The organism is Actinomadura parmotrematis (assembly GCF_019458805.1).
GTDB lineage: Bacteria > Actinomycetota > Actinomycetes > Streptosporangiales > Streptosporangiaceae > Spirillospora > Spirillospora parmotrematis.
Genome location: NZ_JAIBOA010000009.1, coordinates 52,843 through 76,278 on the forward strand (window position 1 = coordinate 52,843; position 23,436 = coordinate 76,278).

The 23,436-nt window shown below is 74.7% G+C and carries 31 protein-coding genes and 1 tRNA gene; 17 read left to right on the forward strand and 15 right to left on the reverse strand.

Features of this window, described 5'->3' with window-relative positions; genetic code table 11:
• Positions 1-3: 3 nt before the first annotated feature.
• From K1Y72_RS15560 to K1Y72_RS15585, 6 genes are all read right to left on the reverse strand, one after another.
• Entirely contained in the window at positions 4-252 is a 249-nt protein-coding gene (locus tag K1Y72_RS15560; protein WP_220167043.1) for a hypothetical protein, read from the reverse strand.
• Positions 233-613: a hypothetical protein gene (locus K1Y72_RS15565; protein ID WP_258572500.1), complete on the reverse strand. Its 381-nt coding sequence runs from the start codon at positions 611-613 to the stop codon at positions 233-235. Before K1Y72_RS15565 ends, K1Y72_RS15560 begins: the two co-directional genes overlap by 20 nt.
• Before the next feature lie 4 nt (positions 614-617).
• Positions 618-1,142: an Asp23/Gls24 family envelope stress response protein gene (locus K1Y72_RS15570; protein ID WP_372452905.1), complete on the reverse strand. Its 525-nt coding sequence runs from the start codon at positions 1,140-1,142 to the stop codon at positions 618-620.
• Positions 1,143-1,380: 238 nt separating this feature from the next.
• Positions 1,381-1,605 carry a CsbD family protein gene (locus tag K1Y72_RS15575; RefSeq protein WP_220167045.1) on the reverse strand — a complete coding sequence of 75 codons (225 nt, stop codon included), beginning with the start codon at positions 1,603-1,605 and terminating at the stop codon, positions 1,381-1,383.
• Between the two features lie 106 nt (positions 1,606-1,711).
• Entirely contained in the window at positions 1,712-2,236 is a 525-nt protein-coding gene (locus K1Y72_RS15580; protein ID WP_220167046.1) for a hypothetical protein, read from the reverse strand.
• Positions 2,237-2,238: 2 nt separating this feature from the next.
• Positions 2,239-2,850 carry a DUF6286 domain-containing protein gene (locus K1Y72_RS15585; protein WP_220167047.1) on the reverse strand — a complete coding sequence of 204 codons (612 nt, stop codon included), beginning with the start codon at positions 2,848-2,850 and terminating at the stop codon, positions 2,239-2,241.
• Positions 2,851-3,015: 165 nt separating this feature from the next.
• Between K1Y72_RS15585 and K1Y72_RS15590 the strand changes: the two genes are divergently transcribed.
• Positions 3,016-3,303: a hypothetical protein gene (locus K1Y72_RS15590; protein WP_220167048.1), complete on the forward strand. Its 288-nt coding sequence runs from the start codon at positions 3,016-3,018 to the stop codon at positions 3,301-3,303.
• 244 nt (positions 3,304-3,547) lie between these two features.
• Here the strand turns inward: K1Y72_RS15590 and purU are convergent, their stop codons facing one another.
• Complete coding sequence (purU, locus tag K1Y72_RS15595; protein WP_308287098.1) at positions 3,548-4,396, reverse strand: formyltetrahydrofolate deformylase; 849 nt, start codon at positions 4,394-4,396, stop codon at positions 3,548-3,550.
• Between the two features lie 221 nt (positions 4,397-4,617).
• On the opposite strand from purU, the gene K1Y72_RS15600 reads away from it, so the two are divergent.
• Together K1Y72_RS15600 and K1Y72_RS15605 are read left to right on the forward strand one after the other, a co-directional pair.
• Positions 4,618-5,373: a ZIP family metal transporter gene (locus K1Y72_RS15600; protein WP_220167050.1), complete on the forward strand. Its 756-nt coding sequence runs from the start codon at positions 4,618-4,620 to the stop codon at positions 5,371-5,373.
• A 172-nt stretch (positions 5,374-5,545) separates the two neighbouring features.
• Positions 5,546-6,412, forward strand: a complete 867-nt coding sequence (locus K1Y72_RS15605) for a hypothetical protein (protein WP_220167051.1) — start codon at positions 5,546-5,548, stop codon at positions 6,410-6,412.
• Positions 6,413-6,471: 59 nt separating this feature from the next.
• On the opposite strand, the gene K1Y72_RS15610 is transcribed toward K1Y72_RS15605, so the two are convergent.
• Entirely contained in the window at positions 6,472-7,059 is a 588-nt protein-coding gene (locus tag K1Y72_RS15610; RefSeq protein WP_220167052.1) for a TetR/AcrR family transcriptional regulator, read from the reverse strand.
• 88 nt (positions 7,060-7,147) lie between these two features.
• Between K1Y72_RS15610 and K1Y72_RS15615 the strand changes: the two genes are divergently transcribed.
• Entirely contained in the window at positions 7,148-7,468 is a 321-nt protein-coding gene (locus tag K1Y72_RS15615; protein WP_220167053.1) for a DMT family transporter, read from the forward strand.
• Here the strand turns inward: K1Y72_RS15615 and K1Y72_RS15620 are convergent.
• Positions 7,452-8,879 (reverse strand): DHA2 family efflux MFS transporter permease subunit, encoded by a 1,428-nt coding sequence (locus K1Y72_RS15620; protein WP_220167054.1) that lies wholly within the window; start codon positions 8,877-8,879, stop codon positions 7,452-7,454. The two genes, K1Y72_RS15615 and K1Y72_RS15620, sit on opposite strands and share 17 nt — an antisense overlap.
• 134 nt (positions 8,880-9,013) lie before the next feature.
• Between K1Y72_RS15620 and K1Y72_RS15625 the strand changes: the two genes are divergently transcribed.
• The 7 genes from K1Y72_RS15625 to K1Y72_RS15655 all read left to right on the forward strand — a co-directional run bounded on the left by K1Y72_RS15625 (position 9,014) and on the right by K1Y72_RS15655 (position 15,299).
• Positions 9,014-9,655 carry a TetR/AcrR family transcriptional regulator gene (locus tag K1Y72_RS15625; RefSeq protein ID WP_220167055.1) on the forward strand — a complete coding sequence of 214 codons (642 nt, stop codon included), beginning with the start codon at positions 9,014-9,016 and terminating at the stop codon, positions 9,653-9,655.
• A gap of 49 nt (positions 9,656-9,704) precedes the next feature.
• Entirely contained in the window at positions 9,705-10,658 is a 954-nt protein-coding gene (locus tag K1Y72_RS15630) for a CE1 family esterase (RefSeq protein ID WP_220167056.1), read from the forward strand.
• A gap of 60 nt (positions 10,659-10,718) precedes the next feature.
• Complete coding sequence (locus K1Y72_RS15635; RefSeq protein WP_220167057.1) at positions 10,719-11,903, forward strand: amino acid deaminase/aldolase; 1,185 nt, start codon at positions 10,719-10,721, stop codon at positions 11,901-11,903.
• Positions 11,904-11,969: 66 nt separating this feature from the next.
• Positions 11,970-12,638: an SIMPL domain-containing protein gene (locus tag K1Y72_RS15640; RefSeq protein WP_220167058.1), complete on the forward strand. Its 669-nt coding sequence runs from the start codon at positions 11,970-11,972 to the stop codon at positions 12,636-12,638.
• Positions 12,635-13,708, forward strand: a complete 1,074-nt coding sequence (locus K1Y72_RS15645) for a carbohydrate kinase family protein (RefSeq protein ID WP_308287099.1) — start codon at positions 12,635-12,637, stop codon at positions 13,706-13,708. The genes K1Y72_RS15640 and K1Y72_RS15645 overlap by 4 nt, the downstream gene beginning before the upstream one ends.
• Before the next feature lie 34 nt (positions 13,709-13,742).
• Positions 13,743-15,011: a family 4 glycosyl hydrolase gene (locus K1Y72_RS15650; RefSeq protein WP_220167059.1), complete on the forward strand. Its 1,269-nt coding sequence runs from the start codon at positions 13,743-13,745 to the stop codon at positions 15,009-15,011.
• Between the two features lie 33 nt (positions 15,012-15,044).
• Positions 15,045-15,299, forward strand: a complete 255-nt coding sequence (locus K1Y72_RS15655) for an anti-sigma factor family protein (protein WP_308287100.1) — start codon at positions 15,045-15,047, stop codon at positions 15,297-15,299.
• Here K1Y72_RS15655 and K1Y72_RS15660 read toward each other — a convergent pair.
• Positions 15,253-15,555 (reverse strand): DUF3618 domain-containing protein, encoded by a 303-nt coding sequence (locus tag K1Y72_RS15660; RefSeq protein WP_220167060.1) that lies wholly within the window; start codon positions 15,553-15,555, stop codon positions 15,253-15,255. The two genes, K1Y72_RS15655 and K1Y72_RS15660, sit on opposite strands and share 47 nt — an antisense overlap.
• Positions 15,556-15,676: 121 nt before the next feature.
• On the opposite strand from K1Y72_RS15660, the gene bcp reads away from it, so the two are divergent.
• Positions 15,677-16,144 (forward strand): thioredoxin-dependent thiol peroxidase, encoded by a 468-nt coding sequence (gene bcp / locus K1Y72_RS15665; RefSeq protein ID WP_220167061.1) that lies wholly within the window; start codon positions 15,677-15,679, stop codon positions 16,142-16,144.
• A 42-nt stretch (positions 16,145-16,186) separates the two neighbouring features.
• A tRNA-Leu gene (locus K1Y72_RS15670) sits at positions 16,187-16,269 on the forward strand.
• Positions 16,270-16,288: 19 nt separating this feature from the next.
• Here the strand turns inward: K1Y72_RS15670 and K1Y72_RS15675 are convergent.
• Positions 16,289-16,525 (reverse strand): helix-turn-helix domain-containing protein, encoded by a 237-nt coding sequence (locus K1Y72_RS15675; protein WP_220167062.1) that lies wholly within the window; start codon positions 16,523-16,525, stop codon positions 16,289-16,291.
• Positions 16,525-17,193: a DUF2975 domain-containing protein gene (locus tag K1Y72_RS15680; RefSeq protein WP_220167063.1), complete on the reverse strand. Its 669-nt coding sequence runs from the start codon at positions 17,191-17,193 to the stop codon at positions 16,525-16,527. Before K1Y72_RS15680 ends, K1Y72_RS15675 begins: the two co-directional genes overlap by 1 nt.
• Positions 17,194-17,395: 202 nt before the next feature.
• Here K1Y72_RS15680 and K1Y72_RS15685 point away from each other — a divergent pair, with 202 nt between their 5' ends.
• From K1Y72_RS15685 to K1Y72_RS15700, 4 genes are all read left to right on the forward strand, one after another.
• On the forward strand, positions 17,396-18,400 hold the full coding sequence (locus tag K1Y72_RS15685; protein ID WP_220167064.1) for an anti-sigma factor RsbA family regulatory protein: 1,005 nt from the start codon (positions 17,396-17,398) through the stop codon (positions 18,398-18,400).
• 81 nt (positions 18,401-18,481) lie between these two features.
• Positions 18,482-19,390, forward strand: a complete 909-nt coding sequence (locus K1Y72_RS15690; RefSeq protein ID WP_220167065.1) for an MEDS domain-containing protein — start codon at positions 18,482-18,484, stop codon at positions 19,388-19,390.
• Entirely contained in the window at positions 19,390-20,313 is a 924-nt protein-coding gene (locus K1Y72_RS15695) for an anti-sigma factor RsbA family regulatory protein (RefSeq protein WP_220167066.1), read from the forward strand. Before K1Y72_RS15690 ends, K1Y72_RS15695 begins: the two co-directional genes overlap by 1 nt.
• 110 nt (positions 20,314-20,423) lie before the next feature.
• Positions 20,424-21,284, forward strand: a complete 861-nt coding sequence (locus tag K1Y72_RS15700; protein ID WP_220167067.1) for an MEDS and STAS domain-containing protein — start codon at positions 20,424-20,426, stop codon at positions 21,282-21,284.
• Positions 21,285-21,311: 27 nt separating this feature from the next.
• Here the strand turns inward: K1Y72_RS15700 and rdgB are convergent, their stop codons facing one another.
• Genes rdgB through K1Y72_RS15715 form a run of 3 tightly spaced genes read right to left on the reverse strand, consistent with a single transcriptional unit; the run spans position 21,312 to position 23,427 of the window.
• Entirely contained in the window at positions 21,312-21,923 is a 612-nt protein-coding gene (gene rdgB, locus K1Y72_RS15705) for an RdgB/HAM1 family non-canonical purine NTP pyrophosphatase (RefSeq protein ID WP_220167068.1), read from the reverse strand.
• Complete coding sequence (gene rph, locus K1Y72_RS15710) at positions 21,920-22,639, reverse strand: ribonuclease PH (protein WP_220167069.1); 720 nt, start codon at positions 22,637-22,639, stop codon at positions 21,920-21,922. Before rph ends, rdgB begins: the two co-directional genes overlap by 4 nt.
• 41 nt (positions 22,640-22,680) lie before the next feature.
• Positions 22,681-23,427, reverse strand: a complete 747-nt coding sequence (locus tag K1Y72_RS15715; protein ID WP_220167070.1) for an MBL fold metallo-hydrolase — start codon at positions 23,425-23,427, stop codon at positions 22,681-22,683.
• Between the last annotated feature and the right edge of the window lie 9 nt (positions 23,428-23,436).

Here is a 23,436-nt window from a genome sequence, read left to right on the forward strand (position 1 = left end):
GCCCTACTGCAGGCGCTTCGCCCTCCGGCGCCGCTCCCGCCACCGCTTCAGCCGCGCCCCCGGACCGCGGTGGCGCCGCACCCCGACGACGTCCGCCGCCGGGCGGGCGCCGCCGGGCGCGCCGCGCCCGCCGTCCTCGTTCCAGCGCCGCATCCCGGCGGCGAACTCCGCCGGATCGCCGCCGGCGTCCGGATGGTGGGCGCGCGCCCAGGCGCGGAACGCCGCCTTCTCCTCAGCCGTCCGCCGCGCCATCCGCCCCGTCATCGTCCGCCGGGCCGGCGATGTCGCCGATCAGCACGTCCACCTCGCGGCCCTCCGCGAGCGGGGCGGCCGCGGTGCGCACGGCGTCGCCGATCTCGGCGAGCGGCCGCCCGAACCGGGCGACCACGCCGACCTCGACCCGGCCGTCCCGGACCGCGACGCCGGTGACCGGCGCGCCCACCCGGTAGGTGACCACGCGGCCGCGCGGGCCGGCGGTGAGGCCGGCCACGTCGGGCAGCGCCGCCACCGCGGCCGCGATCCGCTCGGCGAGGTCCGCGGACGCGGTGCGCCCCCCGGCGCCCGCCGTCCCCGTTCCGGTGCCCGTGGTCGCCGTCCCCGTGGTCGCCGCCATCGCGTCACTGCACCCGCGGCTTGGCCTGCTCGGCCTCGTCCTTGGCCTTGGCCTGCTCGGCCTTGGCGTCGTCGCCGTCGTCCTCGTCGGGCAGGTGGATGTCGTCCACGGTGATGTTCACCTCGACGACCTCCAGCCCGGTCATGTGCTCGACCTCGCTGATCACGTTGTCGCGGACCGCGGTCGCCAGGTCGGGGATGGACACCCCGTACTCGACGACCAGGTCGATGTCCACGGCCGCCTGGCGCTCGCCGACCTGCACCGCGACGCCCTGCGTCACGTTGGTCTTCTGCCCGGGCAGCCGCTCCTTGACGGAGCCGAACGTGCGGGCCATGCCCGCGCCCATCGCGTGCACGCCGCCGATCTCGCGGGCCGCCATGCCGGCGACCTTCGCGACGACCCCGTCGGCGATCTTGGTCTTGCCCTGCTCGGTGACCAGCTCGCTGCTCTGGTCGCCGCCGGCCTTCTGCAGGCCGTTGCCGGGCCGCGCGCTCTTGTCGGCGCCGGGCCGCGGAGCCTGGTTCGGCAGCGTGCCGACCGACGACTCCCGGGTCGCTTGACCGTTCTCCTGGCTCACGTCGTTCCCCCCTGCTGAGTCCGTGATGATGCGATCATGCTCACGGAGCGCGACACCAAAACCACGTTTGCCGACAATATGCAGGTCAATGGGGTTCCGGCGGGGCGGCGGGCGGGAGACGGCGGAGGGCGGCGCGGGTGTCGCCGCGCCGCCCTCCGCTCGTCCACGCGCCGCTCGCGCGGCGCCGCGCCTACCGGCCGCCGTCGTCGTGCTTGCCGCCGCGGAACATGCCCTTGGCCTTGTCCACCGCGTCGCCGGCCTTGTCGCGGGCGTTGCCCATGGCCTCGGTGGCCTGGCCCTTCATCTGCTGGCCCTTGCCCTCGCCCTGCATCTCCGAGTCGCCGGTCACCTTGCCGGCGGCCTCCTTGAGCTTGCCCTTGGCCTGGTCCATCTTGCCGCTCATCTTGTCGCCCATCACAGCCCCCTCGTTGCCGTCCGTCGCGGATCGCTACCGAGAGTGCACTACCCGGCCTTTCCGCGAGGCAACCAAACCATCACCATGACGGCATTCCGCTCGGCGGCTAGAGGAGCTTCGCCTGCTGGTACTCCAGGGTGAAGCGGAGGACGACGACGAGGCCGTCCAGGCCGACGGCCTCCCGGTACCGCGCGACGGGGCCCTCCCGGAGGGCCGCGCACACCTCGGCGAGGGGCGCGTCCGTCGGGCAGGTGACCGTCATGACGAGGCGGGGCCGCGCGCGGGTGCCGGTGAAGCGGAGCCGCGCGTCCCGCACGCCCGGCACCTTCAGCGCGCGCCGCCGCAGGTCGCGGCCGGCGGCGCGGGTGAGCATCCGGGTGGGGCCGTCGACGGCGGGCAGCCGGCGGTGCGCGGCGTCGCGGACCTGGGCGAGGAGCGACGCGGTGGCGGCGAGCCCGGCGAGCTCCAGCAGGGCCGCGACGACGGGCCAGAACCCGTGGTGCCCGGCCGGGTAGCGGACCAGCGCGGGCCACAGCACGGGGCCGCCGCCGAGCGGGCCGGCGGCGACGGCGAGGACGGCGGCGCCGGCGGCCGCGAGGACGGCGCCGGTCACGGCGGTGAGGGTGCGCACGCTCAGTCCCTCCGCCAGCTCAGCTGGACCTCGACGGTGCGGCTCTGCAGCAGGCCGAGCCGCTCCATCCGCTCGCCGACGGCGGCGCGGATCAGCTCGGGCAGGTTCCCGGCGTTGCGGAACCCGGTGTGCGCCCGCACCTCCACGCGGCGGTGCACCAGGCCCCGCAGCCGCACCCGGGAGCGTTCCACGCCGGGGACCGCCCGCACGGCCTCGTCGAGGACCCGGACGACGGCGGCGCGGCTCAGCCCGGCGGCCAGGTCGCCGTCGCCGCCGCGCAGCGGCACCATCCGGAGCCGGCCGGGCAGCGCCGCCGCGGCGAGCGCCACGCCGGCGGCGAGCATCAGCCCGCCGGCCGCGACGACCCGCCGGTCGTGCCAGGCGGTGGCGCGGAGGCCCGCGGCGATCCGGTGGACCGGCAGCAGGCCGGCGGGCCAGCCGGCCATCCGCGACAGGATCTCCAGCGCCGCCGTCCCGGTCGCGCCCGCGACCAGCAGCGCGACCGCGATCCCGAGCGCCGTGCGGCGCGCCCGGAACTCGCCCAGCGCGAGCCGGCCGGCCCGCTGCCGCGCCTCGACGTCCTCGATCAGCTCCGTGACCAGCGTCTCGCCCATCACCATCCCCGTCGCGCCCGGACGCCCCAGCCGGCGCCGTCACCCATGGTGGTGCACGGCCCACCGGAGGTCACGCCCATCCGCCCCGTGGCGCCGCCCGCTGCTCTAGGGAGTCTTGACCAGCTCATCCCCATCCGGGGAAGGACGGCCGGGTATGCCGGGATCATGATCCATCATCGACTCGGCCGGGCCGCGGCCACCGCGGCCGCCGCCCTGGCGCTGGCGGTCGTGCCGCCGGCCGCCGCGTCCGCGCGGGCCGCCGAACCGCTGCCCGCCTCGTCGCCGTCGGCCGGGATGCAGGACGCGCCGGCGCCGCGGCCGACGCTGGACGGCATGACCCGCCTGCGGACCGGCGTCGAGAGCCTCAGGCAGGCTCTGGAGAAGAAGCTCGCCGAGCTCCAGAACTCGGCGTTCGCCGACAAGCTGCGGGGCATCCAGCGCAACGCCGACTAGGGCGTGCCTTGCGGGTCTTGTTCGTCGTGAGCGGTGTCCAGGTGGTCCCTGGCAAGGCGGAGGAGGGAGGCGGCCCGGTGTTGGCCGTCGACCGACGACAACGCCGCCGGGGGCCGCCTGGGCGCCGCGTAACAGAACGTAGACCCGCAAGGTACGCCCTGGGGCGCTGGAGGGTCCCGGACCCGCGGGCCGCGACGTTCACGGGAGGGCCGTCGCGGCCCGCCGCGTCCTGGCGGAGGACGGTCTAGCGGAAGACGACGGTGCGCGCGCCGTTCAGCAGCACCCGGTGCTCGGTGTGCCAGCGGACGGCGCGGGCCAGCGCGAGGCACTCGACGTCGCGCCCGACGGCGACGAGGTCGTCGGCGCTGTGGGCGTGGTCGACGCGGGCGACCTCCTGCTCGATGATCGGCCCCTCGTCCAGGTCGGCGGTGACGTAGTGCGCGGTCGCGCCGATCACCTTGACGCCGCGCGCGTGCGCCTGGTGGTAGGGGCGGGCGCCCTTGAAGCTCGGCAGGAACGAGTGGTGGATGTTGATGATCCGGCCGGGCAATTTGGCGCACAGGTCGTCGGACAGGATCTGCATGTAGCGGGCCAGCACCACCAGGTCGGCGCGGTAGTGCCCGACCAGGGTGAGGATCTCGGCCTCCTGGGCCTCCTTGCCGCCCGGCCCGACCGGCAGGTGGTGGTAGTCGATCCCGTAGGACTGGGTGAGCGGCCGCAGGTCGGGGTGGTTGGAGGCGACGGCGACGACGTCGATGCCGAGCAGGCCCGAGCGCTGCCGGTAGAGCAGGTCGTTCAGGCAGTGGCCGCCCTTGGAGACCATGATGAGGACGCGGGGCCGCTCGGCGGTGGCGTGCAGCCGCCAGTCCAGGCCGAGGTCGGTGCCGAGGGCGGCGAGCGCGCCGTCGAGGGCGTCGCGGCCGGCGCCCTCGGGGGCCGCGAACTGGACGCGCATGAAGAAGGTGCCGGTGTCGCGGTCGCCGAACTGCTGGCTCTCCAGGATGTTGCAGCCGCGCGCGGCGAGCAGCCCGGAGACCGCGGAGACGATCCCGGGGCGGTCCGGGCAGGAGAGCGTCAGCACGTATTCGGTCACGGTCCCACTTCCACTTGGTCGCTCGCGGCGCGCCGGCCCGGAGAACGCCCAGGCCAGGACACCAGAGCTTACGCCGCGGGCCCGCGGCGCGCGGCCATGTCGCCCCTTCCGGCGGACGGCGGCGCGCGCCGGCGCGCCGGTCGCGCCCGGCGCCCGGCGAGGGCCGATCATGACGATCCGCTGGTATGCGTCAGAACCGGCGGGCGGGTAGGAACACGATCATGGCCGTGCTGCTGGCGCTCGTGTCGTCCCTGATGATCCTGTTCGGGGGCGTGGTCGCGGCGCGCGCGCACGACCATCGCCACCTGGTGCTCGGCCTCGCCGGCGGCATCGTGCTCGGCGTGGTGTCGTTCGACCTGCTGCCCGAGTCGCTGGCGGAGTCGGGCGGCGAGCTGCTGCACGTGCCGCTGCCGATGGTCGGGTTCGCGATCGGCTTCGCGCTGCTGCACGTCGTCGAGCAGGCGACCGCGATGCACGCCGCGCACGAGCACGAGTACGCGCCGCACGACCATCCCGGCGGCGAGGCGTCGGGGCGGATCGCCGCCCTCGCGGTGATCACCCACACCTTCCTGGACGGCCTCAGCATCGGCCTCGCGCTGGAGGCGCCCGGCGCGACCGGGCTGCTGGTGGCGCTCGCGGTGTTCGCGCACAACTTCGCCGACGGCTTCAACACCGTGACCTTCGCCGCGTTCCGCGACCGCGACAAGCGCCCGGCGCGGCCGTTCCTGGCCGCCGCGATGCTGGCGCCGGTGGCGGGCGCGGCGCTCACCCAGGTCGTCGACATCCCGCACGCGGTGCTCGGCCCCTACCTCGGGTTCATCTCCGGCGTGCTGCTGTACCTGGCCGCGGCCGACATCCTGCCCGAGGCGCACGCCAACCATCCGCGCGTCGCGACGCTGCTCATGACGGGGCTCGGCGTCGCCGGCATCCTGCTGATCGTCGGCACGGCCAGCAGCGGCGGCGGCCACGCGCACTGAGAACCCTTACCGGCAGGGGCCTCCTGCAACTGACCGGGCGGTCATTGAGATCATTCCGTGATCGAATTTCCTTGATCCTCTTCGCCGCGGCGGCCTACCGTCCCAGTCGTCACTGGAGCCGTCGTACCCGGTCGGGGAGCGCCCGGGCGACCTCCGGGAAAGGCGCTGAGTCATGACGAACCCCACCCCACGCCCGGCCCGCCGGCTGCGGCGTTCCCTCACCTCCAAGGCCCTGGCGGCCGCGCTCGTCGCGCCGCTCGCGCCCGCCGCCGTCGCCGCCGCGGCGACCCCGGCGCTCGCCGACCCCTCCGGCGTGGCCTTCGACTACGCCGACTGCCCGGACATGCTGCCGGTCGGCGCGGACCCCGGCCAGTGGATCTGCGAGAACATCGTGATCCCCGAGGGCTCGATGAAGATCGGCTCGATCGACCAGCCGCTCACCGCGGCGACCGCGATGCGGATCACCGCGATCTCCGGCACCGATCCGCGCACCGGCGACACCCGCACCATCGTCGAGTCGGTGAAGTCGGCGCCGATGACGGTCGCCGGCGGCGCGCTCGGCATCCCCGGCAGCGACGACCTGCTGCCGCTGCTGAAGCTCCAGGTGCAGCCGGTCTACGCCGGGAACTTCACCATGCGGTTCACCGAGGACGGCATGGGCATCAATTCCACCATCGATCTGCGCATCAAGGTCATCAACGCGCTGATGGACAAGAACTGCTCCGTCGGCACGGCCGCCGCGCCCGTCAAGCTGAACCTGAACGCCGACATGGACACCTTCACCTGGTACGACGACGCGCTCGGCGTGACGGTCCACGACAACGCCTTCAGCGCCCCGGCGACGAGCGGCTGCGGCCTGCTCGCCCCGATCGCGGACCTGCGGTCCGGGCTGCCGTCGGCGTCGGGCAAGAACAGCGCCACGTTCCGCCTGTACCTGGCGAGCAAGTCCTACACCGAGCTGTTCCCGACCCTGAAGTCGCAGGTCAAGACCTACAAGAAGGTCGCCCCGCTGGGCGAGCCGAAGCTGCTGCGCAAGTAGCCGCGCCCGCGCAGGCCCCCGCGTCCCGTCCCGGACGCGGGGGCCTGCCGCGTTCCCGGTCAGCCGCGGGTGACGCGGCGGGCCAGCTCGGCGAGCGCGGCGGTGACGGCGGCGGGCGTGTCGCCGCGCGCCCGCTGGTGGGCGTAGAGCTCGGGCGCGAGGGGGGCGAGCAGCGCGTCGGGCAGCGCGCCGGTCTGCGGGACGCCCGCCTCGGCGAGCAGGGCCCGGACGTGCGCGCGCCAGAAGCCGTAGGCGCCCGCCGCGAAGCGGGCGCCGCCCGCCTCGGCGCCGAGCGCGAGGCCGATGTGGGCCTCCAGCAGCTCGACCATCGCGGCGTAGAAGGCGGCCAGCCGCTCCCCCGGCGGGGCGCCCGGCCCGAGCGGCGGCGGCCCGCCGAGCAGCCGCTCCTGGAGGGCCCGCTCGTGCTCGTCCAGCAGGGCGAGCGCGATCGAGGCGACGTCGGGGTAGCGGCGGTAGAGGGTGCCGCGGCCGACGCCCGCGGCCTTGGCGACGTCGTCCATGGTGACGGTGCGCGGGTCGCGCGCGGCGAACAGGGCGGCGGCGGCGTCCAGCACCCGCGCCCGGTTGCGGGCGGCGTCGGCGCGCTCGCGCGGGCGGGCGGGACGCGCGGCGAGCGGGTCGTCCATGCGGGCACTCTAGCCGACCCCCTGGACAAGTGGACACCGCGTCCGCTTCAATAAACGGACACGATGTCCACTTGTGATGGAGGCCGCCATGGCCTGGCTCATGCTGCTGCTCGCGGGCGCGGTCGAGATCGCGTTCTCGCAGAGCATCCGGCCGACCGAGAACTTCACCCGGCCGCTGCCCACCCTGCTCTGCCTGCTGCTCGCGGCCGCGTCGGTCTACCTGCTCACCTTCGCGATGCGCGCGCTGCCCGTCGGCACCGCCTACGCAGCCTTCACCGGCATCGGCGCGATCGGCGCGATCACGCTCGGGCTGGTGGTGCAGAAGGACCCGCTGAGCGCTGGCCGGCTCGCCGCCCTCGCGCTGATCGTCACCGGAGTGCTGCTCGCCCGCCTCACCGACCCGGGCTGAGCACCCCGTCCGCCGCGGGCGCGGGCTCGGGCTCGGGCGCGGGACGGCCGGGCAGCAGCGCCGATCCCGCGAGGACGACGGCCAGCGCCGCGGCCGTGAGCCAGGCGACGTGCCGGAACCCGGCGACGCCGGGCCCGGCCGACTCCACGACCAGCGCGACCGCGGCGATCCCGAGGGCCGCGCCGAGCTGGTTCAGCATGTAGAGCACCGCGCTGCCCTGCGGCACCAGCGCCGGGGGCAGCGTCCGGTAGACGCCGCCGATGACCGGCGCGCCGACGCACCCGAGCGCGAGGCCGAGGCCGAGGCTCGCCGCCACGGTCCAGGCCGCCGCGCTGTCCGGTGACAGGCGGGTGAAGGCGAGCGCGCAGAGCACCGCGAGGATCCCGCCGCCGCGCACCAGGGCGCGGGTGCCGACGCGGTCCGACAGGCGTCCGGTGAGCGGCATCGCGAGCGCCGACGCCAGCCCGAGCGGCGCGATGAGCAGCCCCGTCGCCGCCGCGCCGTGCCCGCCCTCCTGCCGGTAGTAGAGCGGCAGCATGAACAGCGCGGCGTAGGTGGCGAGGCCGTTGACGGCCGCGATGGCGACGCTCGCGGTGAAGCCGCCGCTCGCGAACAGCCGCGGCTCGATCAGCGGCGGGGTGCGGCGCGCCCGGAACGCGTGCGGCGCGTAGGCGGCGAGCAGGACGGCCGCGGCGGCGAGCGGCGCGAGGACCTGCCAGGACGCCGCGCCGTGGCCCGCGACGCGCGACAGCGCGAGCACGAGGGCCGCCGCGCCCGGCCCGACGAGGGCGAGGCCGACCAGGTCCAGCCGCGCCCGCTCCCCCTCCGGCGGATCCGCCGGGAGGGTGCGGAGCGCGGCGGCGAAGGCGGCGAGCCCGACCGGCAGGTTGATCAGGAACATCCAGCGCCAGCCCGCCGCGTCCACCACCAGCCCGCCGAGGACGGGCCCGAACACCGGCCCGAGCGACAGGACCATCCCCATCAGGCCCATCACCCGGCCGGCGCGGGCCGGGCCGGCGCCGCGCGCGAGCAGCGTCAGCATCAGCGGGTCGAGGAGGCCCGCGCCGGCGCCCTGCACGACGCGGAACGCCACCAGCGAGGGGACGTTCCAGGCGAGGGCGGCGGCGAGGGAGCCGGCCAGGAAGAGCGCGAGGCCGCCGAGCCAGAGGCGGCGGCCGCCGAGGCGCGCCAGCGCCCAGCCCGACACCGGGACGGTGAGGGTGAGCGCGAGCAGGTAGGCGGTGGACACCCAGCCGACCGCCGTCAGCGTCCCGTGCAGGCCGGTGACCAGCGACTCCGCCGCGGCGGCGGTCATCGTGCCGTCCAGGATGCTCATGATCCCGCCGAGCAGGACCACCGCGACGAGGCGCCGCAGGGCGGGATCGAACCGTTCGGACGCGGTGGGGGGCATGGCCGTCACTCCTGAAAGGTCTCATTAACAAGACTGGTGAGTATAAATTAGGAGACCATAGCGTTCTATACAAGAGCTATCAGGAAACTGGACCGGTGAGTCCATTCCGGCGGGCCGGTGCGTAGGATGCGGCCATGGGCGAAGCGGGCACGGCGCTGACGCGCGGGCGGATCGACAAGCGGCGGGCGATCCTGGACGCGGCGCTCCGCGTGTTCGATCGCGAGGGCTACGACCGGGCCGGCGTCGACGTCATCGCCGCCGAGGCGGGCGTCGCCAAGGCGACCGTCTACAACCACTTCGGCGACAAGGAGACGCTGCTCCGCCAGGCGTTCGCGGCGCTCTCCGAGGAGGCGCTCGCGCGCAACCTGGCGGCCGTCGCGCCGCTCGCCGACCGCGATGGCGACCTGCGGGCGCTGCTGGAGGACGCCGGCCTCCGCCTCGTCCGCTGCTACTGCGCGCCGCACTCCTGGACGCTGCGGCGGCTGCTGGCGGCCGAGGCCGGCCGCTTCCCCGACCTGCTCGGGCTCGTCCAGGACGGGGTGGCGGACCGGGTGAACGAGGCGCTCGCCGACCGGCTCGCGCGGCTCGTCCTCGCCGGGCGGCTGCGCGCCGCCGATCCCGCGCTCGCCGCCGAGCAGTTCGGCGGCCTGCTCTGCGGCTCGCTCGACCGCCGCACGCGCCTCGGCACCCGCGAGGTGCCCGAGGAGGAGATGCGCGAGGTGGCGCGCGCCGCCGCCGACACCTTCCTGCGCGCGTTCGGCACCGGCGAACTTTGAGCTACTTGGCAGTAGTTTCAGGCGGTCCGCTGGGGTTAGATCTGCTGGCATGCGTCGACTCGTGCTGCTGGTGATGGCGGTCTCCCTCCTGCTCACCGCCTGCCAGAAGACCGACGAGGGCGGGAGCGGGGGCGGCGGGAAGAGCACCGGCAAGAGCGGGAGGGCGCCGGCGACCGTGGACGGGATGCCGACCGCCGCCGGCACCCACAAGCAGAAGATCGACGTCGGGACGCCGGGGCACCGCGAGTTCCTGCTGCACGTCCCGCCGCAGCTCAGGAAGGCGAAGTGGGACGGCGGCAAGCCGGCCGAGCCGCTGCCCGTCGTGATCGCGCTGCACGGCGGCCTCGCCAACATGAGCCAGATGGAGAAGCTGACGAACTTCGACGCGCTCGCCGACGAGAAGGGGTTCCTCGCCGTCTACCCCGACGGCGTCGCGACCACCTGGAACGCCGGGGACTGCTGCGGCATCGCCAAGATGACGAAGATCGACGACGTCTCCTTCCTGTCCAAGCTGATCGACAAGCTCACCGGCTCCGGGCTCGCCGACGACCGCCGCGTCTACGTCACCGGCTTCTCCAACGGCGCCGGGATGGCCTACCGGATGGCCTGCGAGGCCCCGGACAAGGTCGCCGCGATCGGCGTGGTGGAGGGGTCGCTCGTCACGCACTGCGACCCGGACCGCCCCGTCTCGGCGATGATCTTCCACGGGACCGCCGACACCAACGTCCCGATCAACGGCGGCGGGCGGCGCGACGTCAACGACGGCCGGCCGTTCCCGCCGGTCCGCGACGCGGTGGAGTTCTGGCGCAAGCTCGCCGGGCTGCCCGCGCCGGACGAGCGGGTCGAGGCGCTGACGGCGAACACCGGCTGCGACTCGACCGGCAAGGGCAAGGACGGCGTGGCGGTCACCTACTGCAAGATCGACGGCGGGAAGCACCAGTGGCCGAAGGGCGCGAGCACCATGCTGTGGAGCTTCTTCGCCGCCCACCCCGCGCAGAAGTGACGCGCCCGCACCATACGTGAACGCTTTTCATGTTCTCTGGTTCTGTGGCACCCTGGCAGCATGAACCTGCGCGACCGCTACGACGCCGCCACCGCCGCCTTCGAGGCGCCGTTCGCCGCCGTCGACATGACGGCGCTGCGCGCCAACGCCGCGGCCATGGTGGAGCGCGCCGCGGGCAAGCCGATCCGGGTCGCCAGCAAGTCCGTGCGCTGCCGGGCCGTGCTGGAGGAGGTCCTGGCCATGGACGGCTTCGCCGGGGTCATGGGCTTCACCCTCCCCGAGGCGCTCTGGCTGTTCCGCGAGGGCGTCAGCGACGACATCCTCGTCGCCTACCCGACCGCGGACCGCACCGCGATCGCCGAGCTGGCCGCCGACCCGGCCGCAGCCGCCGCGATCACCCTGATGGTGGACTCCCCCGCGCACCTGGACCTCATCGAGGCCGCCGCGGGCGGCGCCCGCGTCCGCGTCTGCATCGACATCGACGCCTCCTACCGGCCGCTCGGCGGCCGCGTCCGGATCGGCGCGCTGCGCTCCCCGCTGCGCACCCCCGAGGAGGTCGCCGGGCTCGCCGAGCTGATCGTCAAGCGCCCCGGGCTGCACCTGGCCGGCCTCATGGCCTACGAGTCGCAGATCGCCGGCGTCGGCGACGCCCCGCCCGGACGCGCCGCCCGCGGCAAGGTCATCTCCGCCATGCAGCGCCGCTCGCGGATCGAGCTGGTGCGCCGCCGCGGCCTCATCGTGCAGGCCGTCCGGCGGGTCGCCGACCTGGAGTTCGTCAACGGCGGAGGCACCGGCAGCATCGAGAAGACCGTCGCGGAGAAGGCCGTCACCGAGGTCGCCGCCGGGTCCGGGCTCTACCAGCCGCACCTGTTCGACCACTACTCCAACTTCCGCGGCCGCCCCGCCGCCCTGTTCGCGCTCCCGGTCGTGCGGCGCCCCGGCCCCGGCGTCGCCACCGTCCTCGGCGGCGGCTACCTGGCGTCCGGGCCCGCCGACGCCGTCCGCCTCCCCCAGCCCTACCTGCCGACCGGCCTGTCCTACGACTCCAACGAGGGCGCCGGCGAGGTGCAGACGCCGCTGCTCGGCCACGCCGCCGACCTGCTCGCGATCGGCGACCGCGTCTGGTTCCGGCACACCAAGGCGGGCGAGCTGTGCGAGCGGTTCGCCGCGCTGCACCTGATCGAGGGCGACCGCGTCACCGCCACCGTCCCCACCTACCGCGGCGAGGGGCGGACCTTCCTCTGACCACCGGCCTCCGACGGACCGTCCGGCGGCCGCCGAGCGGTCCGCCGAGCGGCTAGGTTGGCCGGTATGACCGACGCCCCGGTGATCAGCGTTCGCGGCGAGGCCGTGCTGGAGGTCGAGCCGGAGATCGCGCACGTGACCGTCCGCGTCCAGGCCCAGGACGCCGACCGGCGGGCCGCCCTGGACGCGCTCGCCGCGCGCAACGGGCGGGCCCTGGAGCTCGTCCGCTCCTACGGCGAGGCCGTGGAGAGGGCGGAGACCGGCGGGCTCTGGGTGACGCCGCTGGTGCGGCACGGGCGCCGCGAGGGCGGCGTCCGCGCCTACCAGGGCACCGCCTGGATCGAGCTCGCCGTCACCGACTTCACCGTCCTCGGCGAGCTCGTCGCCCGCCTCGGCGACCTGGAGCGCACCGCCGTGCACGGCCCCCGGTGGGCGCTCCGCCCCGGCAGCGAGGTGCACGCCCGCGCCGCCCGGCAGGCCGTCCAGGAGGCCGTCGCCCGCGCCCGCGGCTACGCCGACGCGCTCGGCTGCACCCTCACCGGCCTGATCGAGCTGTCCGACGAGGGCCTGGCGTCCCCGCCGCAGCCCTACATGGAGACCTTCGCCACCCGCGCCGCGCCCGGCGCCGCCCCCGGCGGCGAGCCCGAGCCGATCGAGATCGCGCCCGAGGCGCAGACCGTCCGCGCGGCCGTCACCGCCCGGTTCACCGCCACCGCCCCGGACCTCGGCGCGTGACCGCGGTGTTCACCGACCCCTGCGACGGCGCCCGCCCGCACCTCGGCGGCCCCGAGCGCGGCCTCGACGTGTTCCTCACCGGCCAGGTCTTCATGGACATGATCTTCACGGGGCTGCCCGGGCTGCCGCCGCCCGGCACCGAGCTGGTCACCGACGGCCTCGGCTCGGCGCCCGGCGGCGTCGCCAACATCGCCGTCGCGATGAGCCGCCTCGGCCTGCGCACCGGCCTCGCCGCCCCCTTCGGCGACGACCTGTTCGGCTCCTACCTCTGGCGCACCCTCACCGAGCAGGAGGACGTCGACCTGCGCTGGTCGCGGCGCGTCCCGTCCTGGTCCACCCCGGTCACCGTCTCGCTCGCCTACGCCAGCGACCGCAGCATGGTCACCTACGCCCGGCCCGCGCCGCTCACCGCCGACGAGCTCGTCGCCGTCCCGCCGCGCGCCGCGTCCTGCTTCGTCGACATCGACCGGCCCGTCCCGCACTGGGCGCGCACCGTCCGCGAGGCGGGCGGCCTGGTCTTCGCCGACCTCGGCTGGGACCCCACCGAGACCTGGTCGTCGGACGTGCTGGACCGCCTCGCGCACGTCGACGTGTTCCTGCCGAACGCCGTCGAGGCGATGGCCTACACCCGCACCGCCACCGCCGAGGAGGCCCTGGAGGCGCTCGCCGCGCGGGTGCCCGCCGTCGTCGTCAAGCAGGGCGCGCGCGGCGCCATCGCGATCGACTCGGCCACCGGCGAGCGCGCCGCGGCGCCCGCGCTGCCCGTCGAGGCGCTCGACCCGACGGGCGCGGGCGACGTGTTCGCCGCCGGGTTCGTCTACGGGACGCTCGCCGGCTGGCCGCTCGCCGAGCGGCTGCGCTTCGCCAACCTCTGCGCGGGCCTGTCGGTCCGCCACCACAGCGGCTCGCTCGGCGCGCCCTGCTGGGGCGAGATCGCCGAGTTCGGCGAGTCCGCCGAGGTCCCGGCGGAGGTGCTGGCCGAGTACGCCTTCGTCGTCCCGCACATCCCCGACGCCGAGATCGGCCGGGGCGCCGACTCGGTCACCCGGGCCGCGCCGACGCTGCGCTGACACCCGAACCACCGCGAGGACTGGAGCTCCACCGTTGAAGATCGCCATCGTGGGGGCGGGCAGCGGCTACCTGCCCGGAGTGATCCGGGGGCTGCTGCACCGCGCCGCCGACCTGGCGGGCACCGAGATCGCCTGCCACGACACCGACGCCGCGCACCTGGAGGTCATGGCGCGGCTCGCCCGCCGCATGTTCGCGGCGCGCGGCGCCGACCTCACCGTCACCGTCCACCCCGAGCTGAAGCCCGCCCTCGACGGCGCGAGCTACATCTTCACCACCTTCCGTCCCGGGGGTCTGGCGGCCCGGCACCTGGACGAGTCGATCCCGCTGCGGCACGGCGTCGTCGGGCAGGAGACGGCCGGGCCCGGCGGGCTGCTGATGGCGCTGCGCTCCGTCCCGGTCCTGCTGGACATCGCCGAGCACGCCGGCGACGCCTGGATCGTCAACTACACCAACCCGACCAACATCGTCACCGACGCCGTCGCCCGCTACAGCGGCGCCCGCGTTCTCGGCCTCTGCGACCAGAACATCGGCGACACCGAGATGTGGGCCGAGCTCCTCGGCCTGCCCTTCGACCGCCTGGAGGCCGACTGGATCGGCCTGAACCACGCCACCTGGGCCGAGCGGCTGCGCCTCGACGGCGCCGAGCTCGACCTGCCCGCGCTGCTCGCCGGCCTGGAGGTCCCCGGCGGCGGCGCCACGCCGTGGCGCGACCCGGCCCGCATGGCCGAGCTCGCCAAGGCCCTCGGCTTCCTGCCGAACTCCTACGCCAAGTACTACTTCTTCCACGACGAGGTCGTGGAAGAGCTGCGCGCCAAGGGCACCACCCGCGCCGAGGACGTCCTCGCGATGCTGCCCGCCTACTACGCGCAGGTCGAGGCCGAGTCGCGCAAGGACGACCCCGACCCGTCCCGCGAGCGCGGCGGCGGCGAGCACGGCGAGTTCGCCGTCGACACCATCTGCGCGATCGAGCGCGACGAGCGCCGCCGGATGATCGTCAACGTGCGGAACAACGGCGCGGTCTCCTCGCTGGAGCCCGACGCGATCGTCGAGGTCCCCGCGCTCGTCGGCCGCTCCGGCGCCGTCCCGCTCACCATGGGCGCCCTGCCCCGCGCCGTCCGCGGCCTCACCCAGGCCATCCACGAGTACGAGGTGCTCGCCGCCGACGCCGCCGCCACCGGCGACCGGCGGCTCGCGCTCCAGGCCCTCATGGCGCACCCGTTCGTCCGCAGCAAGCACACCGCCGAGCGCATCCTGGACGAGGGCCTCGCCGCGCACCGCGACCACCTGCCGCAGTTCCGCTGAACGGCCCCGCGCCCGGGCGCCGTACTCAAGGGCGTGGACTGCGAGCAGCGGCTTGAACTGGGCGCCTACGCCCTCGGGCGGATGGACGCCGTCGAGGCGGCGGCACTGCGCGCGCACCTGCGGCGCTGCCCGCCCTGCCGCGACGAGCTCGCCGCCTTCCAGCGCGTCGCCGCGCTGCTCCCCCGCCCCCGGCGACGCCGAGGCGCCGGCCCCAGCGGGACCGGCGCCTCGCGCGCTCGGGTCAACGGCGCCTGCGCCGCCGCCAGAGGACGATCGCCGTCAGGGTGACCGCCGCGACCGCGCCGGCCACGATGACGCGCTGGTCGACGCGGCCGGGCTCGCCGTCCTCGCCGGGCGGCGCCACCGTCGCCTTGACGGTGCGGACGACCTGGTCGGCCTCTTCTCTCAGCCGGGCGGCGCCCCGGTGCGCGACGTTGCGCGGGTTGACCCGGTCCGCCAGCTCGTCGATCGTGCGGGCGAGATCCTCGCGGGCGCGCACGATCTCCCGCTCCAGCGCCTCCGGGTCGCGGGACCTGTCAGCCATGCCTGTTCCTTATCGCTCAGCGACGCATGATCCGATCAGTGTGTCAGGTTCCGCCCGCGACCGCTGGCGGCACCCCCGGACGGTACGGTTGGACCCCACGACTCTGCGAAAGGCGGAACAGGTGTCCGAGCGGCTGCAGCCGGGCGACGTCGCCCCCGGGTTCGAGCTCCCCGACGCGGACGGCGCCCCCGTCTCGCTGGAGTCCCTGCGCGGCCGGCGGGTGATCCTGTACTTCTACCCGGCGGCGATGACCCCGGGCTGCACCAAGGAGTCCGTCGACTTCCAGGGCGCCCTCGGCGACCTGGACGCCGCGAACGTCACCGTCGTCGGCATCTCCCCCGACCCGCCCGCCAAGCTCGCCAAGTTCCGCGAGAAGGAGGGCCTCACCTTCCCGCTGCTGTCGGACGCCGACAAGAAGGTGCTGGAGTCCTACGCCGCCTACGGCGAGAAGAAGAGCTACGGCCGGGTCGTCGTCGGCGTCATCCGCTCCACCTTCCTCATCGACGCCGACGGCAAGGTCGAGAAGGCGTACTACAACGTGAAGGCCACCGGCCACGTCGAGCGCCTCCGCCGGGACCTCGGCCTGTGACACCGCCCGCCCGCTAGACTGCCCGGCGTCGCGACACACCAGGCGGGCGTGGCGAAACGGCATACGCGGCAGGTTTAGGTCCTGTTGGTGGCAACACCGTGGGGGTTCGAATCCCCCCGCCCGCACCCGTCCCGCCTGCGGCGGTCAGGGTTCGCCGTCCGGCGGGTCGACGGTCATCAGGTCGCCGGGCTGGCATCGGAGGGCCTCGCAGAGGCGGGTGAGGGTGCTGAAGCGGATCGCCTTGGCCCGGTCGTTCTTCAGGATCGACAGGTTGACCGTGGTGATGCCGACGCGGTCGGCGAGCTCGGCGAGGGTCATGCCGCGGTCGGCCAGCAGCCGGTCCAGGTGCAGGCGGACGCGGTGCTCGGGTTCGGCGGCCATCAGATCGTCGCGGCCAGCTCGTCGTGCATGCGGGCTCCGACCTTCAAGATGCGGGCGATGGTGAGCAGCCCCAGGCCCGCCAGCAGCGTCCACAGGGGGAAGGTGACCACTCCGCCGAGCACGATATCGCCGGTGGTGTGGAAGAAGACGTCGCCCCGGACGGCGAAGGTGTTCTCCAGGGCGCCCCCGGCGGTGTCCTGGACGGCGTGCGCGAGGTAGCCGCCGACGAGCAGGGTCCAGCCGGCGGCGCGGAGGAGCCCGGCGACGCGCGGGGTGAACGGGCCGTCCGCCTCGGCGGCCCGCACGGTGCGCGCGAACAGGAAGAACACCGCCAGGTAGAGCAGCGACACCGGCAGCTGGGCGAGGGCCGACAGCGCGCGCTGGGCCATGGTGGGCGCGGCGGCGCACATCGAGATGCGGGCGTTGGGAGAGGTGTGGCCCAGCTTGAGCGCGTGCTGGAGCAGCGGCATGTCCTCCAGCCCGGTCCCGGCCACTTGCAGGTCGGGGGAGATGCAGACGGTGCCGCCCCGGCCGAGTCCCGCGATGTCGGCGTGGTCGCTGAACAGGAGGAGGCCGATCGCGGCGAGCGCGCAGGCGGCGAGGAGGAAGAAGCCGAAGCGGGCGACGAAGCTGAACGGGCGGAGGGAACTGCGTGCGGTGAGGGCCATGGGGGGCACGTCCTGACGTATCGTTTCTCGTTGGGGTATCGATATTCGATACCAACGAAGATCGTTGTGTCAAGGGGCCGTGGCCGGGGCCGGTCGTGGGCATGTGAAAAGTTCGGCTCGGCGGGCGGGCGCGGGCGGATTAGGCTGGTCTGGACCTGCCGTCGAGGGAGGCAGGCGTCCCCCCGACCCTCCAGACCTGCGGATGGTGGCCGTGAGCGAGGGCTTCTCCCACCGCGTGCTCCCCTACGCGGGAGCCGAGGAACTGCTGGCCGGCGCGGTGCCGTTCCTGCGCCGGGGCGTCGCCGACGGCGACCGCGTGATGGCGGTGACCTGCCTCGGCACCGAGGTGCTGCTGCGCGACGCGCTCGGCGGCGACGCCGCGGGCGTCGAGTTCGTCCGCGCCGACTCCTGGTACGCGCACCCGTCCCGGACGATGGCCGACTGCCTCGGCGACGCCGAGGACGCGGCCGGCGGCGGGCGGCGGCTCCGGCTGCTCGGCGAGCCCGCCTGGACCCACCGCGACCCCCTGGAGGTCCGGGAGTGGCAGCGGGCCGAGGCGATGACGAACGTCGCGTTCGCGCGGACGGGCGCGGCCCTGCTCTGCCCCTACCCCGTGCGCGCGCTGCCCGCGGCGATCGTCGCGGGCGCCCGCAAGACCCACCCCGAGACCGTCCGGGGCGAGACGGCGCTGCCGAACCCCGGCTACCTCGACCCGTGGACCTACAACGCCGCCTGCGACACCGAGCCGCTCCCGCCGCCGCCGCCGGACGCCGAGGAACTCCTCATCGACGTCGTGGACCTGTACTGGCTGCGGATGCTCGTCGGCGACTACGCGCGCACCGCGCTGCTGCCGGACGACGACGTGCAGCGGCTGCTCGTCGCCGTCACCGAGGTGATGACCAACGCGATCCGGCACGGCGAGGGCCCGATCGCGCTGCGGCTCTGGACGGACCCCGGCGCCCTCGTCTGCGAGGTCGCCGACCGCGGCCGCTGGCGCGCCGGCACCGGCTTCGGCCTGATCCCGCCGCGCATCGGCGAGCCGGACGACGCGGCCGGCCCGGACGGCGGCGGCCGGTTCGGCCTGTGGGCGGTGCGGATGCTCTGCGCGCTCGTCCAGATCCGGACGGGCGAGGCGGGGACGGTGGTGCGCCTGCGCCTCAAGCTGCCGCTCCGCGTCGACGGCCGGCTCTCCACCCACTCTGGGTGATGGACTCCTCGCTTTGGGCTTCCAAAAGCCCCGCGTCGGCGTAGGCTGGACGAATCCGCTTCGACCTCGGGTGGGCTGACCATGGACGAGACCTGGCACACCAAACGGGCCGTCAGCGGGGTGCGCCCCGGTGACCACGCCCTGCTCCCCTACGGGGACCTGGAGGAGCGCGACCGGGTCATGGGCACCTACGTGGACGACGCCCTCACCGGCAACGAGAAGGTCGTCTACGTGACCGACGCCCCCGCCGACCGGCTCCCCGGCCTCCGCCCCCGCACCCGCGCGCGCCTCGACCGCTACACCCGCAGCCGCCAGCTGGTGGTGCTGTCCCGCGCGGACGCCTGCCTGGACGCGCGCGGCCGCTTCGCGCCCGGCCGGCTGCTGGACACCCTCGGCCGCGAGGTGGGCAGCACCGACGCCGAGGGTTTCCGCGCGACGCGCTGGACGACCGACTTCAGCTGGATGCTGGACGGCCGCCCCCTCGACGTCGCCGCGATGCTCGGCTGCGAGCACCGGCTCGGCGACACCGTCGGGCCGAGCGCCGTCGCGATGGCGATCTGCCAGATCGACCGGCGCGTCTGCCCGCCCGCGCAGTACGCCGCGCTCCGCGACACCCACGAGGTGCTCGTCGAGGTCGACCCGCGCTTCGACGACGGCAACCTGAAGATCGTGCAGACGTTCCGGCCGGCCGGGCTGCGGCTGGAGGGCGAGCTCGACCACGCCCGCCACCACGTCTTCGAGGACGAGCTCGCCCGCGTCGCCCGGCTGCCCGGCGCGGTGCACCTGGACCTCGCCCGCCTCGCCTTCCTCGACCTCGGCTCGCTGCACCTCATGGCCGGCCTCGCCGCGGACCGCACCGCGGACGCGCCGCTGGTCCTGGACGACCTGCCGCCGGGCGTCCTCAACATCATCGAGATGGTCGGCTGGCACCGGCTGCCGGGGCTCGTCCAGGGACGGACGGCCGGTTTCCCGAACGGAGGCACCCGCTGATGGCGGCGGAACTGGAGCACCGGGCGTTCCTCTACTCCGGCGACGATGACTTCCTGCGCACGGCCGTCCCCTTCCTGGAGGAGGGCGTCGCCGCCGAGCGCGCCGTCGTCGTCGTCGCGCGCGCGGCGAACGTCGCGCTGCTCCGCGAGGCGGCCGCCGGCCTCGGCAGCGCCGTGGAGTTCTTCGAGTCCGAGAGCTTCTACCGGCATCCGGTGCGGACGCTGAACCAGTACCAGCACCTGGTCGTCGGCCAGGCGCCGCGGCGCGTGTACGCGCTCGCCGAGCCGGTGTGGACGGGCCACGAGCCGCGCGGGCTGCTGGAGTGGATGCGCTACGAGTCGCTCATCAACGCGGTGTTCGCGGACTCGGGCGCGACGGCGCTCTGCCCCTACGACCGCGACCGCCTGCCGCCGCAGATCGTCGAGCAGGCCCGCCGCACCCACCCCGACCTGCTGGTGGACGGCGTCGCCGCACCGAGCCCGCACTACGAGGAGCCGCTCCGCTACGGCGCGGGCTGCGACCGCCAGCGCACCTTCGACCGGCCCCGCCTCGCCGAGTACCTGCCGTTCCACACCGAGGACCTGCGCGACGTCCGCGCCTTCGTCGCCGAACGGGCGGCGCTGTTCGACCTCGACGAGATGACCGCGCAGAACCTGGTGACGGCGGTCAACGAGGTCGCGGCGAACGCCCTGCAGCACGGGGTGCCGCCGATGGGCGTGTGGATGTGGGAGAGCGGCCCGGAGGTCGTCTGCGAGATCGGCGACAACGGCTTCTGGCAGCCCGACGCGCTGACCGGCTTCCTGCCGCCGCGGTCGGCGCTCCAGCGCGGCTTCGGCCTGTGGACGGTGCGGCTGCTGGTCGACCTGATGGAGGTGCGGGCCGGCTGGGACGGCACGTTCGTGCGGCTGCGCATGCGCCGCTGACTTTCCCGACCGTCCGGAAATACCCCGGAAAAGTGTGAGGGTACTGCTACTCGCCGTGTCCCCGGCGTCGTAGTCTGGACTCGCCCGGTGACGCTGCGGTGGAAGGCGCTATGGAGACGCTCTGGTCCGTCCGGCGATCGGTCCGCGATCTGCGGCCCGGCGATCACGCGTGGCTGGCCTACGTCAACCAGGAGGAGCGCCGGCACGTCGCCGGCGCCTTCGTGCGCGACGGCCTGCTGGCCCGCGAGAAGGTCGTCTACCTGGCCGCGCCCGGCGAGCTGATCCCCGGCGTGGTGGGGCTGCCGTCCGCCGACCTGCTGACGGTCGTGACGATGGAGCACCTGCGCACCGAAGCCGGTGCCTGCGGGGACGCCGACGCCGCCGCCGCGATGCGGGCGCTCGCCGCGGAGATCGTCGCCGCCGAGCGGCTCGGCTGCCGCGCGATCCGGGTGACCGCCGACATGACGTGGGCGGTCCGCGGCCCCGGCGGCCTGGACCGGCTGATGGCGTGCGAGCGGCACATCGAGCGGGCCGTCGGGCCGAGCACCACGGTCACGGCCGTCTGCCAGTTCGACCAGGCGGGCCTCACCGCGGACGAGCTCGCCTCGGTCGGCGCCACGCACAGCGTGCTGGTGACGCCCGACCCCGAGTTCGAAGACTCGGTGCTGCGGATCGTGCGGACCTTCGCGCCGCGCGGGCTCGCGCTGAGCGGCGAGCTGGACGCCTCCCGGCACATGGTGCTGAGCCAGGCCCTCGCGATGGTGATGGCGGCCGGCCCCGCCCACGAGGTGCACCTGGACCTGAAGAACCTGACCTTCATCGACCTCGGCGCGCTCAACATGCTCGCCGAGGTCGCGGCGGCCCGCGCGTCCGGCGGCCTCATCCTCGACCGGATGCCCGCGCAGCTGCGCACCGTCGTCGACACCGTCGGGTGGACGACGCTGCCGGGCCTCCGCATCGGCGAGGACTAGCCCGGCGCGGGGTCAGGCCGGCGCGGGTCAGGCCAGCGCGGCCGGGATGATCTCGGCGAGGGCGCGGAACGCCTTGCCGCGGTGGCTGATGGCGTTCTTCTCCGCCGCGGGCATCTCGGCGGTGGTGCGGGTCTCGCCGTCGGGGACGAACAGCGGGTCGTAGCCGAAGCCGCCGTCGCCGCGCGGCGCGCGCAGCAGCCGCCCGTACATGCGGCCCTCGACGGCGTGCTCGGCGCCGCCCGGCACGACCAGCACCGCCGAGCACAGGAAGTACGCGCCGCGCCGCTCGTCGGGGGCGTCGGCGATCTGGTCGAGGAGCAGGTCGAGGTTCGCGCGGTCCTTGCCGCCGGGCGCGGCGTCCCCGAACCGGCCCGACCAGCGGGCCGACAGGACGCCCGGCATGCCGTTCAGCTCGTCGACGCAGAGGCCCGAGTCGTCGGCGACGGCGGGCAGGCCGGTGTGCGCGGCGATCGCGCGGGCCTTCAGCAGCGCGTTGCCCTCGAACGTCGGCTCGGTCTCGGGGACCTCGGGCGCGTCGTCCGGCAGCCCGGCGACGTCGAGGCCGGCGAGGATGGCGCGCAGCTCGTCGACCTTGCCCCGGTTGCGGGTCGCGAGCACGATGCGGGGCGCGCCGCTCATGACGCGAGCGCCTCGGCCTGGAGGCGGGCGAGGTCGGCGCAGCCGCCGGCGGCGAGGTCCAGGAGCGCGTCCAGCTCGGCCCGGTCGAAGGGGGCGCCCTCGGCGGTGCCCTGCACCTCGATGAAGCGGCCGTCGCCGGTGCAGACGACGTTCATGTCGGTGCCGGCGGCGGCGTCCTCCAGGTAGCACAGGTCGAGGCGCGGCTCGCCGTCGACGACGCCGACGCTGATCGCCGACACCGAGGTGGTGAACGGGTCCTGCTTGACCAGGCCGCGGCCGCGCATCCAGGAGACGGCGTCGGCGAGCGCGATGTAGGCGCCGGTGATCGCGGCGGTGCGGGTGCCGCCGTCGGCCTGGAGCACGTCGCAGTCGAGCTGCACGGTGTTCTCGCCGAGCTTGCGCAGGTCCAGGCAGCCGCGGACGGACCGGCCGATCAGCCGGGAGATCTCGTGGGTGCGGCCGCCGACGCGGCCCTTCACCGCCTCCCGGTCGTTGCGGGTGTTGGTGGCGCGCGGCAGCATCGCGTACTCGGCGGTGACCCAGCCGAGCCCGCTGTCGCGGCGCCAGCGCGGCACCGAGTCCTGCACGGAGGCCGCGCAGAGCACCCGGGTGCGGCCGAACTCGATCAGCACCGAGCCCTCGGCGTGATCGAGCCAGCCGCGCTGGATGCGGACGGGCCGGAGCTGGTCGGGTGCGCGATCGTCAGGGCGTGCCATGCGCCCAACCCTAGTGCCCGCGCACCGCCCGGCGGGGACCTCTACAGGTCGTAGACGGCTCCGACGCGGGCGAGGTCGATCTCGCCCTCGTAGCCGCTGCCCTTGGCCTCCTTCAGGGTGGCCTCGTTGTCGTTCCAGGGCACCAGGTGGGTGAGGACGAGCCGCGCCGCGCCCGCGCGGGCGGCGTGGTCGCCGGCCTCGCGGGCCGACAGGTGCAGGTCGTCCGGGTTGTCGCCGTCCAGGAAGGACGCCTCGCAGAGGAACAGGTCGGCGTCCCGGGCCATGTCGACCAGGGTGTCGCAGACGCCGGTGTCGCCGGAGTAGGCGAGGACCTTGCCGGCGTGCTCGATGCGGAAGGAGTACGCCTCGATCGGGTGCGGCATCAGCGCGGTCGTCACGCGGAACGGGCCGATCTCGTAGGGGCCGCGCTCCAGCTCGCGGAACTCGAAGGTGCCCGTCATGCCCGGCTCGGGGTCGAGGTCGTAGGCGCGGGCCATGTGCAGGGCCGTCCCGGCGGGGCCGTGCACCGGGATCCGGGGCAGCGGGCCGTGCGGGCAGTAGGTGCGCGCGACCCAGTACCCGCAGAGGTCCAGGCAGTGGTCGGCGTGCAGGTGGGAGATGCAGACGGCGTCGATGTCGTAGAGCGGATGGAACCGCTGCAGCGTCCCGAGCGCGCCGCTGCCGAGGTCCAGCAGCAGGCTGAAGCCGTCGGCCTGGACCAGGTAGCTCGACGCGGGGCTCTCCGGTCCGGGGTAGCTGCCGGAGCAGCCGATCACAGTGACCCGCACGCTCACTCC